14 protein-coding genes and 1 tRNA gene are annotated in these 15,094 nt (G+C 71.4%); 8 read left to right on the plus strand and 7 right to left on the minus strand.

Translation table 11 applies throughout. From position 1 onward, the window contains the following. Positions 1-106 precede the first annotated feature (106 nt). The 3 genes from WFH32_RS03445 to WFH32_RS03455 form a co-directional block, all read right to left on the minus strand. A tRNA-Val gene (locus WFH32_RS03445) sits at positions 107-180 on the minus strand. A gap of 241 nt (positions 181-421) precedes the next feature. Continuing rightward, entirely contained in the window at positions 422-898 is a 477-nt protein-coding gene (locus WFH32_RS03450) for a peroxiredoxin (protein WP_318244003.1), read from the minus strand. Next, the gene (locus WFH32_RS03455; RefSeq protein ID WP_030151692.1) at positions 888-1,301 is read right to left on the minus strand and encodes a DUF3052 domain-containing protein; all 414 of its coding nucleotides are present in this window, start codon (positions 1,299-1,301) and stop codon (positions 888-890) included. Before WFH32_RS03455 ends, WFH32_RS03450 begins: the two co-directional genes overlap by 11 nt. 519 nt (positions 1,302-1,820) lie before the next feature. On the opposite strand from WFH32_RS03455, the gene aceE reads away from it, so the two are divergent. Next, entirely contained in the window at positions 1,821-4,583 is a 2,763-nt protein-coding gene (gene aceE, locus WFH32_RS03460; RefSeq protein WP_191795427.1) for a pyruvate dehydrogenase (acetyl-transferring), homodimeric type, read from the plus strand. 140 nt (positions 4,584-4,723) lie between these two features. Here the strand turns inward: aceE and WFH32_RS03465 are convergent, their stop codons facing one another. After that, a complete protein-coding gene (locus WFH32_RS03465) occupies positions 4,724-5,410 on the minus strand; it encodes a hypothetical protein (protein ID WP_138824139.1) in 687 nt (228 codons plus the stop codon). Positions 5,411-5,565: 155 nt separating this feature from the next. On the opposite strand from WFH32_RS03465, the gene WFH32_RS03470 reads away from it, so the two are divergent. The 7 genes from WFH32_RS03470 (at position 5,566) to WFH32_RS03500 (ending at position 12,841) form a co-directional block, all read left to right on the plus strand. Further along, positions 5,566-6,678 carry a PucR family transcriptional regulator gene (locus tag WFH32_RS03470; protein WP_336706363.1) on the plus strand — a complete coding sequence of 371 codons (1,113 nt, stop codon included), beginning with the start codon at positions 5,566-5,568 and terminating at the stop codon, positions 6,676-6,678. Between the two features lie 218 nt (positions 6,679-6,896). Next, positions 6,897-7,931, plus strand: coding sequence for an ACP S-malonyltransferase (locus WFH32_RS03475; RefSeq protein ID WP_191795426.1), 1,035 nt, complete (start codon positions 6,897-6,899; stop codon positions 7,929-7,931). Beyond that, positions 7,928-8,935, plus strand: a complete 1,008-nt coding sequence (locus tag WFH32_RS03480) for a beta-ketoacyl-ACP synthase III (RefSeq protein ID WP_336706247.1) — start codon at positions 7,928-7,930, stop codon at positions 8,933-8,935. The genes WFH32_RS03475 and WFH32_RS03480 overlap by 4 nt, the downstream gene beginning before the upstream one ends. Positions 8,936-9,073: 138 nt before the next feature. Continuing rightward, positions 9,074-9,322, plus strand: a complete 249-nt coding sequence (locus WFH32_RS03485; protein WP_030151686.1) for an acyl carrier protein — start codon at positions 9,074-9,076, stop codon at positions 9,320-9,322. A gap of 110 nt (positions 9,323-9,432) precedes the next feature. Further along, positions 9,433-10,677, plus strand: coding sequence for a beta-ketoacyl-ACP synthase II (gene fabF, locus WFH32_RS03490; protein ID WP_030151685.1), 1,245 nt, complete (start codon positions 9,433-9,435; stop codon positions 10,675-10,677). 218 nt (positions 10,678-10,895) lie between these two features. After that, positions 10,896-11,654, plus strand: a complete 759-nt coding sequence (locus tag WFH32_RS03495) for a DUF5819 family protein (protein ID WP_336706248.1) — start codon at positions 10,896-10,898, stop codon at positions 11,652-11,654. Then, the gene (locus tag WFH32_RS03500; RefSeq protein ID WP_191795423.1) at positions 11,651-12,841 is read left to right on the plus strand and encodes an HTTM domain-containing protein; all 1,191 of its coding nucleotides are present in this window, start codon (positions 11,651-11,653) and stop codon (positions 12,839-12,841) included. Before WFH32_RS03495 ends, WFH32_RS03500 begins: the two co-directional genes overlap by 4 nt. 62 nt (positions 12,842-12,903) lie before the next feature. On the opposite strand, the gene WFH32_RS03505 is transcribed toward WFH32_RS03500, so the two are convergent. The 3 genes from WFH32_RS03505 to WFH32_RS03515 form a co-directional block, all read right to left on the minus strand. Then, positions 12,904-13,404: a DUF3145 domain-containing protein gene (locus WFH32_RS03505; protein ID WP_138824133.1), complete on the minus strand. Its 501-nt coding sequence runs from the start codon at positions 13,402-13,404 to the stop codon at positions 12,904-12,906. A gap of 304 nt (positions 13,405-13,708) precedes the next feature. Then, entirely contained in the window at positions 13,709-14,194 is a 486-nt protein-coding gene (def, locus tag WFH32_RS03510) for a peptide deformylase (RefSeq protein WP_030151681.1), read from the minus strand. 33 nt (positions 14,195-14,227) lie between these two features. Next, the gene (locus tag WFH32_RS03515; RefSeq protein WP_318244002.1) at positions 14,228-15,043 is read right to left on the minus strand and encodes a DUF1206 domain-containing protein; all 816 of its coding nucleotides are present in this window, start codon (positions 15,041-15,043) and stop codon (positions 14,228-14,230) included. Between the last annotated feature and the right edge of the window lie 51 nt (positions 15,044-15,094).

Genomic DNA, 15,094 nt, shown 5'->3' on the forward strand with positions numbered 1-15,094 from the left:
AAGACGTCGCGACCTGCCCAGAGGCAGGACGAGAGAGCTTCGGCGGGGAGCGAGGGAGTCGGGCGACCGCTCGACCTCGCGCGCCCTCGTCGAGCGAGGGTTGGGGTGGGCCCGGAGGGACTCGAACCCCCGACATCCACGGTGTAAGCGTGGCGCTCTAACCAACTGAGCTACAGGCCCCAGAACAGCGGTGCACAGCCTACCGGGTCACCGGCCCTGCCTCGCACATCAGCCGCAGATCGGGCATCGCCCGCCCGACAACGCACGGCCACCGCAGGCCGACAACGCCGGGGCACACGTCGAGCCCGGTCCGTGGGAAAGGACGCCCGTCGCGCCCGGTCGTTCGACCCACCGGCCACGCGACGCACGAACGGGCGCACCACGGCACGAGGCCACGGCACGCCCGTCGAGAGCTGCGGGGTCAGAGATCCGCGAGCGCCGCCCGGTACCCGGCGAGGTCCCGGCGCTGCCCGCGCGGGTTCACGACGGACCACCGCACGACGCCTTCTGCGTCGATCAGGAAGCTGCCGCGGATCGCGAGGCCGCGCTCGTCGTCGAACACCCCGTACTGGCGGGCGACCTCGCCGTGCGGCCAGAAGTCCGAGAGGAGGTCGAACGTGTACCCCTCCTGCGCGGCCCAGGCCTTGAGCGAGAAGACGGGGTCGCACGAGATCGCGTAGAGCGAGACGCCCGCGGTCTCGAAGTCGGCGATGTTGTCGCGGAGCTCGCACAGCTCGCTCGTGCACGTGCCCGAGAACGCGAACGGCACGAACACGAGCAGGACGGGTCGACCGCGCAGGTCCGCGAGGCGGACCGGGGTGCCGTGCGTGTCGGTGAGCGTGAAGTCGGGGGCGAGGTCGCCCGGCCGGACCGTCAGCTCGGGGGCCTCAGCGGCCACGGCCGCGCGTGCCGAGCTTGGTCGCGGACCAGTCCGGCGCGATCGCGAACGTGCTCGTGGCGTGCAGGCCGGCCGTGGTCGCGGCCTCCTGGAGGTCGTTGTGGCCCACGTGGCCGTCGCGGCCTGCCTTGGGCGTGAAGATCCAGATGAGACCGCCGTCGTCGAGGACCGTCTGGACGTCGACGAGCATGTCGGTCAGGTCGCCGTCGTCCTCGCGCCACCAGACCACGACACCGTCGGTGACGTCTCCGTAGTCCTCGTCCACCAGCTCGGAGCCGACGAGCTCCTCGATCTCGGCGCGGAGGTCGTCGTCGACGTCCTCACCCCAACCGAACTCCTGCACCACATGGCCAGAGAGGAACCCCAGGCGTCCTGCACCCTGGGGGTCCGGCGTCGCTCCCACTTGTGTCTCTTTCCCTTCTTCGTACTGCTCGATGATCTGTGACCTGCTTGGCAAAGGTAGCCCACACCACTCCCGCGTGCCTCAGCAGGGGCGGGTGCGTCGCTCGGGCCTCTTCACCGTGCAGTTGCACCAGTGTTGCGGTGTTCTGCACTCGGCACAACGTCGGCGCGCCACGGAAGGTGCCTCGAGCACGGGGCGGGCGCTCCGCCGTCGAGCACGACGACGCCCGACCGCGCACGCTCGACGGACACCGCGGACGCCCGCCACAACCTCTCCTCCACCCTCTGCGCACCGGACGCACACACTCCTGTGTCGTGGAGATCACGCTCTCTTGACCCCCTTGTGGTGTGACTTCCAGGCCGCGGGGTAACAGAATGGTTCGACCACCCGAGAGTGTGGAGGCACAGTCGCCACCAGCGGCTGCTACCGCCGCGCAGGAGTGGCTGGAGGTGAGCGGGCACGGTGTACCGCGCCGTGATTCAATCCGAATACCGCTCCGAACAAGATATGAGGTTGCTGGTGGCTTCGTTTGACGAGACCGGACCGCTGATCAACGGTCTGCTCAGCCAAGTACCGGACATCGACCCCGCTGAGACGAGCGAGTGGGTCGAGTCCCTGGACGGACTGATCGACGACCGTGGTGGCCCCCGCGCCCGCTACGTCCTGCTCAACATGCTCAAGCGAGCACGCGAGCGCAACGTGGCGATCCCGACGTCGGTGAACACCCCCTACGTCAACACCATCGGTGTGCACGAAGAGCCGTACTTCCCCGGTGACGAGGCCATGGAGCGTCGTTACCGCAGCTGGAACCGGTGGAACGCGGCCGTCATGGTCACGCGCGCGCAGCGCCCCGGGATCGGGGTCGGCGGGCACATCTCGTCCTACGCGTCCGTCGCGACGCTGTACGAGGTGGGCCTGAACCACTTCTTCCGCGGCAAGGACCACCCGGGCGGCGGTGACCAGGTCTACTTCCAGGGTCACGCGAGCCCCGGCGTCTACGCCCGTGCGTTCCTCGAGGGCCGCCTCTCGGCGGACCAGCTCGACGGGTTCCGCCAGGAGAAGTCGCACGCGGGCGGCGGTCTGCCGTCCTACCCGCACCCGCGCCTCATGCCGGACTTCTGGGAGTTCCCCACGGTCTCCATGGGCCTCGGCCCGGCCTCGGCGATCTACCAGGCGTGGACCAACCGCTACCTGCACAACCGCGGCATCAAGGACACGAGCCAGCAGAACGTCTGGGCCTTCCTCGGCGACGGCGAGATGGACGAGCCGGAGAGCCGCGGCATGCTGCAGCTCGCCGCGCAGCAGGGCCTGGACAACCTGAACTTCGTGGTCAACTGCAACCTGCAGCGCCTCGACGGCCCGGTCCGCGGCAACGGCAAGATCATCCAGGAGCTCGAGGCGCAGTTCCGCGGCGCCGGCTGGAACGTCATCAAGGTCATCTGGGGGCGTGAGTGGGACACCCTGCTCAACGCCGACAAGGACCGTGCGCTCGTCAACCTGATGAACGTCACGCCCGACGGCGACTACCAGACGTACCGTGCCGAGAGCGGCGCGTTCATCCGCGAGCACTTCTTCGGGCGCGACCCGCGCACCAAGCAGCTCGTCGAGAACATGTCGGACGACGACATCTGGGCCCTCAAGCGTGGCGGCCACGACTACCGCAAGCTCTACGCGGCGTACGCGGCGGCCACGGCCCACACGGGCCAGCCGACGGTCATCCTGGCGCACACGGTCAAGGGCTACGGCCTGGGCTCGGGCTTCGCCGGGCGCAACTCGACCCACCAGATGAAGAAGGTCGGCCTGGCGGACCTCAAGACGCTGCGCGACTCGCTGCGCATCCCGATCACGGACGAGGAGCTCGACGCCAACCCGTACGAGCCCCCGTACTACCACCCGGGCGCCGACGCGCCGGAGATCCAGTACATGCAGGAGCGCCGCCGCCAGCTCGGCGGGTACGTGCCCGAGCGTCGTGCGGAGCCGGCCCCGGTCACGCTGCCGGGCGACAAGACGTACGAGATCCTCAAGAAGGGCTCGGGCAACCAGGAGATCGCCTCCACCATGGCGTTCGTCCGTCTGCTCAAGGACCTCATCAAGGACAAGGAGATCGGCAAGCGCATCGTGCCGATCATCCCGGACGAGGCCCGGACCTTCGGTCTGGACTCGATCTTCCCGTCCGCGAAGATCTTCAACACGCAGGGCCAGAACTACCTCGCCGTGGACCGCGAGCTCATGCTGAGCTACAAGGAGTCCGAGGCCGGTCAGATCATGCACACCGGCATCAACGAGGCCGGTTCCGCGGCCGCGTTCCAGTCGGTCGGCACCTCGTACGCCACGCAGGGCGAGGTGATGATCCCGTTCTACATCTTCTACTCGATGTTCGGGTTCCAGCGCACGGGCGACCAGTTCTGGGCCGCGGGCGACCAGCTCACGCGCGGTTTCATCATCGGCGCGACGGCCGGGCGCACGACGCTCACCGGTGAGGGCCTTCAGCACGCGGACGGTCACTCGCCGCTGCTCGCAGGCACCAACTCGGCGATCGTCCAGTACGACCCGGTCTACGGCTACGAGATCCGCCACATCGTGCGCGACGGCATCGAGCGCATGTACGGGCCGGGCAAGGACGGTCACGGCGAGGACGGGCGCGACCAGAACGTCATGTACTACCTGACGGTCTACAACGAGCCCATGCAGCAGCCGGTCGAGCCGGAGGACGTGGACGTCGAGGGCATCCTGCGCGGCATCCACCGCATCAAGGTGTCCGAGGCCTCGGGCCCCAAGGCGCAGATCCTCGCCTCGGGCGTGGGCGTGCCGTGGGCGCTGGAGGCGCAGGAGCTCCTCGAGAAGGACTGGGGCGTCTCCGCGGACGTCTGGAGCGTCACGAGCTGGAACGAGCTGCGCCGTGACGGCCTGGCCGCCGAGCAGGACGCGTTCCTCAACCCGGCCGCGACACCGCGCGTGCCGTACCTGACGGCCAAGCTCCAGGGCGTCGAGGGTCCGTTCGTCGCGACGAGCGACTACGACCACCTCGTCCCCGACCAGGTCCGCCAGTGGATCCCGGGCGACTACGCGGTGCTCGGTGCGGACGGCTTCGGCTTCTCCGACACGCGTGCCGCGGCCCGTCGTCACTTCAAGATCGACGGCCCCTCGGTCGTGGTCCGCGTGCTCCAGCAGCTCGCGAAGCAGGGCAAGGTCCCCGCGGAGGCCTCGGCCCAGGCGATCGAGAAGTACCGTCTGATGGACGTCACGGCCGGCACGTCCGGCAACGCGGGCGGCGACTCCTGATCGTCCCCCGCCCGTAGTGCCCGACGGCGCCGCTCACCTCACGAGGCGAGCGGCGCCGTCGGCGTTCGTGGGTCTCTCGACGCGGCGGCCCCAGGGGCCGCCGGGCGCTCGGGTGAGCGGCGCCGTCGGGCGTGCGCGGGCTACGTGCCCGAGCGGTGCTGCTCGGCCTGCGCGATCGCGAGCGTGAGCTCGGACTGCAGCGGCGCGACGAGCGCCGCGTCCGGGTGCATCGCGAGCGACGCCAGGTGGTGCTTGGCCTCGAAGATGCGGTCGGCCTCGATCGCGGCCAGGACGAGCTGGCGGCCTGCGGCGGGCGTGTGCTCCTTGGCCCGCCAGTGGCCCACCCCGAGCCCCAGCGCCTCGACCGGCAGCCCGGCCTCGCGCAGGATCTCCATGCTCTCGGCGAGCGCCAGGCCCGACGGGTCGCGCTCGGCGGCCGTCGCGAACCGGCGCAGCGCCGCCTCCTGGTCGTCCTCGAGCGAGAGCCTGCCCAGCTCGACGAGCGGGTACCACCCGCGGGGGTGGCCCGCGAGCTCCTCCGCGAGCGCCCAGACGGCGAGGTCGGCGGCGCGCTGCTTCTCGCTCTCGTCGGCCGGGGCCGCGAGCGGGTCGGCCGACACGTGCGACTCGGCCGCGCGCCGTCGGACGATCTCCGCGAGCGCCTGGAAGGCCCGCTCGTCGTTGGGGTCGTCGACGAGCATCGCGCGCAGGGCGTCCTCGTGCACGGTGTCGCCGCGGCGCTCGGCGCTGGTGGGACGGCGCGCGCCCACGGTCGACGCCGAGGACGGGCGTCGCATGAGCTGTCGGAGTCGGGGCATCAAGGCCATGGATCGACACTAGCGGCTCCGGTGCGGCTCGCCCCCGGAAGATCACACAGCGCAGGTCCAGGTTTTGTGGACTCCCCACAACGACGCCGTATGCTCGGGGCGTGCCGATCACGGGGAACACCGACAACCTGCAGCGACTTCGGGACGGCAGCGGGATGCTCGCCGCCGCCGCCCTGCGGCGTCTCGACGAGGATCTTCCGTGGTACCGGGCGCTGCCCGCCGATGACCGCTCGTACGTGGGGCTCGTCGCCCAGTCGGGCATCACCGCGTTCGTGACCTGGTACGCCAACCCGGCCTCCCCGCCGCACGGCGTCAGCGAGATCTTCGCCGCGGCACCCTCGGAGCTGACGCGGTCGATCTCCCTGCAGCACACCCTCCAGCTCGTGCGGATCGTCGTCGAGGTCGTCGAGGCGTACTCCGACCGCCTCGCGATCCCCGGCGGCGAGCGGGACCTGCGCGAGGCGGTGCTGCGCTACTCGCGCGAGGTCGCGTTCTCGGCCGCCGAGGTCTACGCGCGCGCGGCCGAGGTCCGCGGCGCGTGGGATGCCCGCCTGGAGGCCCTGATCGTGGACGCGCTCATCCGCGGTGACGGCGACGACTCGCTGCGCTCGCGCGTCTCGGCCCTCGGCTGGGGCGGGCAGGGATCCACGCTGGTCATGGTGGGGACCGCGACGTCGGCCCTCGACGACCTGCGCGCGGCCGAGCTGCGCCGCGCGACCCGGCGCGCCGCCGGGGACGCGCTCGTCGGGATCCACGGCGACCGGCTCGTCCTCGTCCTGGGCGGGGCGGGCGACCTGCAGGCCGCGGCCGCCTCGCTGCTCCCCCGGTTCGGTCCCGGACCCGTCGTCATCGGTCCCACGGTCCCCTCGCTCGACGACGCCGCCCGCTCGGCCCAGGCCGCGCTCGCCGGCCTGGCTGCGGCCCCCGCCTGGCCCCAGGCCCCGCGACCGGTCCTCGCGGACGACCTGCTGCCCGAGCGTGTCCTGACGGGCGACACCACGGCGCGCCGCACCCTCGTCGTCCAGGCGTACCGTCCGCTGCTCGAGAGCACGGGCGCGATCCTCGAGACCCTGTCCGCGTACCTCGGCACGGGCCGCTCGCTCGAGGCCGCCTCACGCAGCCTGTACGTGCACCCCAACACGGTCCGCTACCGCCTGCGCAAGGTCGCCGAGATCACCGGCTGGGACCCGCTCGACGCGCGCGAGTCGTTCGTGCTCCAGGTCGCGCTCGCCCTCGGGCAGCTCTCCGCAGGGCCGTCGGGGCGCTGAGGGGCGCCTCGGGACGGTGTACGGCGCCGCGAAGGCCGGGCGCCGGGACCGGCGGCCCGCGGCGAGCGCGTCTCGCGGTGGCGACGCCTCGCGGTGAGCGGCACCCCGCAGTGAGCGGCGCCGTCGTGCGTCTCTTGTAGGTTCGGCACAAACGGCCTGGACAAGGTTGGTGCGCGTCGTGACGTCACGGCGGGTGACCTGGTTGACACAGTTGACGGGTGCTAGCCGTCTTGTGCCCTGGACAGGGCTCCCAGTCCCCCGGAATGCTCGCCCCCTGGCTCGAGCTGCCCGGGGTCCCCGCGCAGCTCGACGCGTTCTCCGCCGCGTCCGGCCTCGACCTGCGTGCCCACGGCACCGAGTCGGACGCCGACACCATCCGTGACACCGCGGTGGCCCAGCCGCTCATCGTGTCGGCCTCGCTGGTCGCGCTGCGCGCGATCCTCGACGGCCGCGACACGTGCGAGGTCGCCGACGTGACCGCCGGCCACTCGGTCGGCGAGTTCGCCGCCGCCGCGGTCGCAGGCGTCTTCGAGGACGCCGCTGCGGTGGGCCTCGTGACGGCCCGCGCGCGCTTCATGGCCGAGGCCGCCGCCGCGACCCCGACCGGCATGGCCGCCGTCGTGGGTGGCGACGCCGAGGAGGTCCTCGCCGCGATCGAGGCCGCAGGCCTGTGGCCCGCGAACGTCAACGGAGGCGGCCAGGTCGTCGCCGCGGGCTCGCTCGAGGGGATCACGGCCCTGGGCGCGAACCCGCCCGCCAAGGCGCGCGTGATCCCGCTCCAGGTCGCGGGCGCGTTCCACACGCCGTTCATGCAGCCCGCGCTCGACGCGTTCGCCCCGGTCGCCGCCGGGTGGGACGCCACGGACCCGCGTCTGCCGTTCCTCTCGAACGCCGACGGCGCCTCGTACGCGAGCATCTCGGGTGCGGAGTCCGGTGGCCTGTTCGGGGTCAAGGAGGACGTGCTCTCGCGCCTCACGGCCCAGATCGCGGCCCCGGTCCGCTGGGACCTGTGCCAGGAGACGCTCGCGGCGCTCGGCGTGACCGCGATCCTCGAGCTCGCGCCGGGCGGGGTCCTCACGGGCCTCGCGCGCCGCACGCTTCCCGGTGTCGAGACGGTCGCGGTCAAGTCGACCGCGGACATCGACAAGGCCCGTGACCTCGTCGCGCGCCACAGCGACGCCGCGGGCACCTCGGCGGCCGCTGGTGCCGACGACGCTCCCGGCGGCGCGGTCGCCGGGGAGACCACCGCGTGAGCGCGCTGACCATCCGTCAGGCCGCAGGGGCCGAGTACTCGCGCGTCCTCGGCATCGGCGGGGTCCGCGGCGAGAACGTCGTGACGAACGACGACCTCGCCGGGCCGATCGACTCGTCCGACGAGTGGATCCGTCAGCGGACCGGCATCGTCACGCGCCGTCGTGCGGGCGCCGGGGTCGACGTGATCGACCTGGCGGAGGGCGCGGCGCTCAAGGCGATCGCGGCCGCGGGCCTGACGGGCGCCGACATCGACGCGGTCCTGTTCGCGACCACGACCTACTTCCACCAGACGCCCGCCGCGGCGGCGGTGCTCGCGGACCGGATCGGCGCGACCCCTGCGGCCGCGTTCGACGTCTCGGCGGCGTGCGCCGGCTACGCCTACGGCATCGCGCAGGCCGACGCCCTGGTGCGCTCGGGCGCCGCACAGCACGTCCTCGTGGTGGGCGCTGAGAAGATGAGCGACTTCGTCGACCCGACGGACCGCTCCATCTCGTTCCTGCTGGGCGACGGCGCAGGCGCCGCGGTCGTCGGCCCGTCGGACACCCCCGGCATCGGCCCGACGATCTGGGGCTCGGACGGCGGCAAGGCTCCCGCGATCCGCCAGACCCACGCGTGGTCGGACCTGCGCGAGCACCCCGAGCTGGGGTGGCCGACCCTGCGCCAGGACGGGCAGACCGTCTTCAAGTGGGCCGCGTTCCAGATGGCACCGATCGCCGAGAAGGCGCTCGCCGCCGCCGGCGTGACCGCTCAGGACGTCCAGGCGTTCATCCCGCACCAGGCCAACATGCGCATCATCGACCAGATGATCAAGCAGCTCGGCCTGCCCGAGTCCGTCGCGGTCGCCCGCGACATCGCGGAGACCGGCAACACCTCGGCCGCCTCGATCCCGCTCGCGACCGAGCGCCTGCTCGCCGAGGGGCTCGCGAGGTCGGGAGACCTGGCGCTGCAGATCGGGTTCGGCGCCGGGCTCGTCTACGCGGCGCAGGTGATCGTCCTCCCGTAGGGGAGAATCATCCTGTCCGTCCCCCGGACCGTGCTCCCCGCGGTCCGACCAGGTGCGGGCGACGCACGACCTTTCCACCGTTCCACAGCAAGTTCCCGGTGCCGGACGGCCCCGGCACCCATCACAAGGAGAAACCCCATGGCTTACACCGAGCAGGAAGTCCTCGCTGGTCTCGCGGAGATCGTCAGCGAAGAGACCGGCCTCCCCACGGACGCCGTCCTCGCCGAGAAGTCCTTCACGGACGACCTCGACATCGACTCGCTGTCGATGATGACGATCGTCACGCACGCCGAGGACAAGTTCGGCGTCCGCATCCCCGACGAAGAGGTCAAGAACCTCGCGACCGTCGGCGACGCCGTGTCCTTCATCACGGGCGCGCAGGCCTGATCTTCTGATCTGCGCCAGGTCCCGCGGACCTGGCCGGTGCGGGCCGGCGGTCGACGAACCGCCGGCCTGCCCGCCCCCCTTCTCTTCCCCCTCAGACACCTGGAGCTGCCATGACCTCCCTCCGCGACGTCGTCGTCACCGGCCTCGGCGCCACCACGCCGCTCGGTGGGGACGTGGCCTCCACGTGGGCCGCCGCCCTCGCCGGGCAGTCCGGCGCACGCCCGCTCGAGAACGACTGGGCCGAGCGCTACGAGATCCCGGTGACGTTCGCCGCCCAGATCAAGGTCAAGCCCGAGGACGTCCTCCCGCGCCCCGAGATCAAGCGCATGGACCCCTCGACGCAGTACGCGATGATCGCGGCGCGCGAGGCCTGGGCCGACGCGGGCAGCCCCGAGGTCGACGGCGACCGCCTGGGCGCGGTCGTGTCGTCGGGCATCGGCGGCATCTGGACCACCCTCGACGGCTGGGACACCCTCAAGGAGCGCGGCGCACGGCGCATGCTGCCCATGACCGTCCCCATGCTCATGCCCAACTCCCCCGCCGCGTACGTCTCGCTCGAGTTCGGCGCCCGTGCCGGTGCGCACGCGCTCGTCTCGGCCTGCGCGTCAGGCGCCGAGGCCATCGGCTACGGCATCGACATGATCCGCGCGGGTCGCGCCGACGTCGTCGTGGCCGGCGGTACCGAGGCCACGATCCACCCCATGCCGATCGCCGCGTTCGCGGCCTCGCGCACGCTCTCGCTGCGCAACGACGACCCTCAGGGAGCCTCGCGCCCCTACGACGTCGACCGTGACGGTTTCGTCATCGGCGAGGGTGCGGGCGTCGTCGTGCTGGAGAGCGCCGAGCACGCCGCGGCCCGCGGCGCACGCGTCTACGCCCGGATCGGCGGCGTGGGCCTGTCGGCCGACGCCTACCACATCACCTCCCCGGACCCCGAGGGTCGCGGCCAGGTCGCGGCGATGACCCGCGCGCTCGCCGAGGCGCAGGTCGAGGCGCGCGACGTCGTGCACGTCAACGCCCACGCGACCTCGACCAAGGTCGGCGACCTCACCGAGACCCGCTCGATCCGGACCGTGCTGGGCGACGACGCGGACCACGTCCTGCTCTCGGCGACCAAGTCCATGACGGGCCACCTGCTGGGGGGTGCGGGTGCGCTCGAGACCATCTTCACCGTCAAGGCCGTGCACGAGCGCCTGGCTCCCCCGACGATCAACGTCGCGCAGCCGGACCCCGAGCTCCAGGTCCCCCTGGTGCGCGACGTCCCGGCCGAGCTTCCCGCGGGCGACATCGCCGCGATCAACAACTCGTTCGGCTTCGGTGGGCACAACGTGGCCCTCGTGGTGACGAACGCCTGACCCTCGCCTGGGCGTGAGCCCGGAGACCTGACGACGCCCGGCGGCGGGATGGACCTGGTCCTCACCGCCGCCGGGCGTCGTCGTTCTCGCGCCGTGCGCCTCATGGCGTGCGCCTCGTGGCGTGCGCGAGGTAGGTCGGGGATTCCGTGGAATCGTTAGCACCGGTTATCATTCCCCGAACGCGGTCGTCCGGGCCGTCCTCGATGTGGAGGTACACGGTGAGCTCCGCGGGTTCCCGCACGGTCGTGCAACGCACCGCCCTGGTCGTCGTGGCCGCGCTGGTCGCGTTCCACATGTTCTCGACCTTCCTCTGGGCCGCGCCCACGTCGGCGATCAACGACAAGGCCTCTCCGGTCACGTCCAAGCACATGTACCCGCTGTTCGCGCAGAACTGGCAGATCTTCGCGCCGGACCCGCAGTCGGTCGACCTGCGCGTGTGGGTGCGCGCGACCACCCGGGACGCGGCAGGCGTCGAGACCGTCTCGGAGTGGGCCAACCTGGGGGACGTCTTCAACGAGCAGGTCCGGCACCAGATCCTGCCGACGCGCACCTGGCGCATCCCGGTCAGCATGAACCGCTTCTACACGACGTCGTACAGCGCCCTCGAGGGCCAGCAGCAGGCCGTCGTCCACTCGGACCACGTCTCGGCCGACGGCACCAGCGGGCGCCAGGACCTCACGCGGGCACTGCTGGGGACGGGCATGAGCGTGAGCGGCATGGACTCGTACCTGCTGTCCGAGGACTCGCTCTACGAGTTCGGCACGCTCGCCGCCATGGACCTGTGGCCGGGCTCCGAGCTCGTCGCGATCCAGATGAGCACGTCCACGCAGGGCGTCGTGCCGTTCGAGCAGCGGCTCACGCCGGGCATCCAGCGCCCGGAGGAGCAGTTCACCCGGCTGGGCTGGCGCGACCCGTCGCCGGTCACCCCCGAGGCCCGCGCGGGCTTCAGCGGCGTCTTCGGAGAGTGGGTCTCATGAGCAGCGACACCGGCGCCACGGGCACGACCGGCCTCTGGGCGAGCGCGACCGGTTGGGTGCGGAGCACCTGGGCGGCCGGCGAGTCCTGGATGCTCGACTCCCGCAAGGCGTCTTACGGCGTCGCGGTGCTGCGCATCGGCTTCGGCCTCATCATCGCGGTGCAGCTCGCGGCCAACTGGGGCGACCGCAGCCTGGCGTGGGGTGCGGGGCGCACCTTCGCGCAGGGTCGGGTCGAGGTGGACGAGTTCCCGTCGTGGCTCGACACGTTCTTCAACGGCTCGGCCCCGCCCTGGGCGTTCGACCTGCAGTACCTCGCGCTCATCGCCCTCTCGGTGCTGCTGGTGCTGGGCTGGCGCTCGCGCATCGTCATCCCGGTGCTGCTGGTGCTGTACATCGCGCTGTTCCGTACCAACGCGTACATCGGCGACGGCGGCATCCAGCTCATGCGCATGGTGCTGCTGTACATGGTCTTCGTGGACACGTCGGGCAGGTGGTCCCTCGATGCCCGACGGCGCCGCGCGGCCGAGGCGGCCGGCAAGCCCTCGCCCTCCGCGTCCTGGGCGTGGCTCGCCACCCTGCTGCACAACGGGGCCGTGGTGCTCATCGCGTTCCAGATCTTCGTGGTCTACGTGGCCTCGGCCATGTACAAGATCCAGGGCGGGATGTGGCAGCACGGCACCGCGATCTACTACGTGTTCCAGCTCGACGAGTTCTCGACCTGGCCCGCCCTGACCGAGGTCATGGGGCGCTCGGGCGTGCTCGTCGCGATCCTCAGCTACAGCGCGGTGTTCGTGCAGCTCTTCTTCCCGTTCCTGCTGCTTCGTCGCTCGACCCGCATCCTCGCCCTCGTCGCCATCACGGGCATGCACCTGGGGATCGGCGTGCTCATGGGCCTCATGTACTTCTCGATGACCATGATCGCCATCGACGCCATCTTCATCCGGGACGTGACCTACCAGGCCGTCGAACGCCGTCTGGCACCCGCGCTGCGGCGCGGGTGGGACCGCGTGCGGCGGCGGCCCGGCACGCCGCAGGCCGCCCCTGTCCCACCGGGCGGTGACAGCGTCCTCCAGCCGGTCGGCGCCGTCACGGGCCATGGCTCGGCCAGCACGGACGACGAGGAGGGCTCGTCGTCGTCCCGCCCGCCGACGACTCCCCCGCGAACGACGATGCCTGCCGGTTCCTAGTAGCCGGCAGGCATCGGGCGACGGTGAGGTCGCCAGGTCCCCCGTGGGGGGTGAGAAGAGGGTCAGCCCACGCGGTGGAGCCAGCGCACGTTCGAGTCCTCGCCCGCGTGCCGGAAGGGCTCGAGCTCGTCGTCCCACGCCTTGCCGAGGGCCAGGTGCAGTGCGTCGCGCATGGCGCGGTTGTCGTGCGCGACCTCGAGGGCGGCTCGCACCCGGTCCTCAGGGATCATGACGTTGCCGTGCACGTCGGTCACTGCGTGGAAGATCCCGAGGTCTGGGGTGTGGGACCAGCGGGCGCCGTCGGCCCCGTGGCTCGCGTCCTCGGTGACCTCGTAGCGCAGGTGGGACCACCCGCGCAACGCCGAGGCGAGGCGGGCACCGGTTCCCTGCACGCCCTGCCAGGCGAGCTCCGCCCGGTAGAGGTCGCGCGCAGCAGGCTGCTCGGTCCAGTCCAGCGTGACGCGCACGCCCAGGACGTTCCCGGCAGCCCACTCCAGGTGCGGGCTCAGCGCCCGGGGCGCCGAGTGCACGAAAAGAACACCGCGTGTGATGGCACCAGTCATGTCTTTCCTCCCTAGGTCGAGGTTTCGTCTTCCCCAACGTCCTCACCAGGGGTGGATCATCATGCCTGATCAACCAGCGGTATACGAGCCATATCTTGCCTGAGAGTCGACCGGATCGCGAGGGGAGGACTCCCCATGGCAGTTCTCGCCTCGCTGCGGTAAGGCTCCCCGGCGCGCCTTTCTGCCCCTATGCGGTCGCGCCACGCGACAGTCGTGCTCGCTCGGGACGACGCGGCGTCCCCCTCTCCGCGGGGCCCAGCGCAGGGCTGGGCTGGGCCGGGAGAGGGGAACGCCGTCGTGCGACTCAGAGCTGGGCGCGCATCTCCCGCATGGCCTTCTTGCGGACGGCCCGGTCCAGGCGGTCGAGATAGAGCATGCCGTCCAGGTGGTCCGTCTCGTGCTGGAGGCAACGAGCCATGAGCTCGGTCCCCTCGACCGTGATCTCGTTGCCGTCGAGGTCCATACCGACGACCCGGGCGTACCAGGCGCGTCGCGTGGGATACCAGAGCCCGGGGACCGACAGGCAGCCCTCGTCACCGTCCTGGATCTCGTCCGACAGCTCGACGATCTTCGGGTTGAGGACGTAACCGATCTCGTCCTCGATGTTCCACGAGAAGGCGCGCAGGTTGACGCCGATCTGGTTGGCGGCCAGGCCGGCCCGGCCCTCGTGGTCGACGGTCTCGACCAGGTCCGCGACGAGCGAGCGCACCCGGTCGTCGATGGTGGTGATCTCGTCGCACGGGGTGCGGAGCACGGGGTCCGGGATCACACGGATCTCTCTCATCGCCATGGGCGCCATTCTTCCATGGCGCCCATGGCCGTCTCACATCCGTGCGTACCGGGCACGGGCGAACGAGTACACGCCGTAGGCGGCAAACCCGACGCCCGTGGCGGCCAGCAGGAAGGCACCGAAAGGCTGGTCGCCGATGGTCCGCAGCGCCGCGTCGAGGCCGCTCGCCTTCGCCGGGTCGGCCGTCACCGCGGCGGCCACCACGAGCGCCCCGAGCACGCCGAGCGCGATCCCCTTGGCGATGTACCCGACACGCCCGAGGACGACGACGGCATGACCGACCTGGCCGCCGGCGTTGCCCTCGAGGTCCTGGAGGAAGCGCTTCTTCCAGCCCTTGACCACGTGGTAGACACCGGTCACGACGATGCCGACCCCGACAGCGCCCACGAGCACCCTGCCTGCGCCGTTCGAGAGGAGCGACGCCGTGAGCGTGTCCTGCTGCCCCCCGCCGCCCGCCCCGCTCACGACCTGGAACGTCAACGCCCCCAGCGCCAGGTAGACGACGGCCTTGCCGGCGGACTTCGCGCGGAACGCCGACCGGTCCTTGGCGTCGCCGCTCGTACCGGCGATCGCCTCGAGGACCTGCCAGAGTCCGAGCGCGACGAAGGCGACGACCGCGAACCAGAGCACGACCGCTCCCCCGGTCGTCCCGGCGATCTCCTGGAGCGCGCCCGTCTGGTCGGCCTCTCCACCGCCCGATCCGGTCGCGATCCTCACCGCGATGATCCCGATCATGATGTGCAGCAGACCGCTGACGGCGTAGCCGGCGCGGGCCAGGACCCGCAGGCCCTTGCTCTGCTGGAGCCGCTGGGCGGTCCCTGACGTGGTGCGGTTGGTACCGGTGGGCACGATGCTTCTCCTTCTTGTCGAGCGGACGTGGCATCGTGTCACGACCTGGCG

The organism is Oerskovia sp. USHLN155, assembly GCF_037145535.1.
GTDB lineage: Bacteria > Actinomycetota > Actinomycetes > Actinomycetales > Cellulomonadaceae > Oerskovia > Oerskovia rustica.

Coding starts and splice junctions, on each gene's coding strand:
- fabF (WP_030151685.1), top strand. CDS start 9,433: ATGACCTCCCTCCGCGACGTCGTCGTCACCGGCCTCGGCGCCACCACG.
- def (WP_030151681.1), bottom strand. CDS start 14,194: ATGGCGATGAGAGAGATCCGTGTGATCCCGGACCCCGTGCTCCGCACC.
- WFH32_RS03485 (WP_030151686.1), top strand. CDS start 9,074: ATGGCTTACACCGAGCAGGAAGTCCTCGCTGGTCTCGCGGAGATCGTC.
- WFH32_RS03505 (WP_138824133.1), bottom strand. CDS start 13,404: ATGACTGGTGCCATCACACGCGGTGTTCTTTTCGTGCACTCGGCGCCC.
- WFH32_RS03500 (WP_191795423.1), top strand. CDS start 11,651: ATGAGCAGCGACACCGGCGCCACGGGCACGACCGGCCTCTGGGCGAGC.
- WFH32_RS03465 (WP_138824139.1), bottom strand. CDS start 5,410: ATGGCCTTGATGCCCCGACTCCGACAGCTCATGCGACGCCCGTCCTCG.
- WFH32_RS03470 (WP_336706363.1), top strand. CDS start 5,566: ATGCTCGCCGCCGCCGCCCTGCGGCGTCTCGACGAGGATCTTCCGTGG.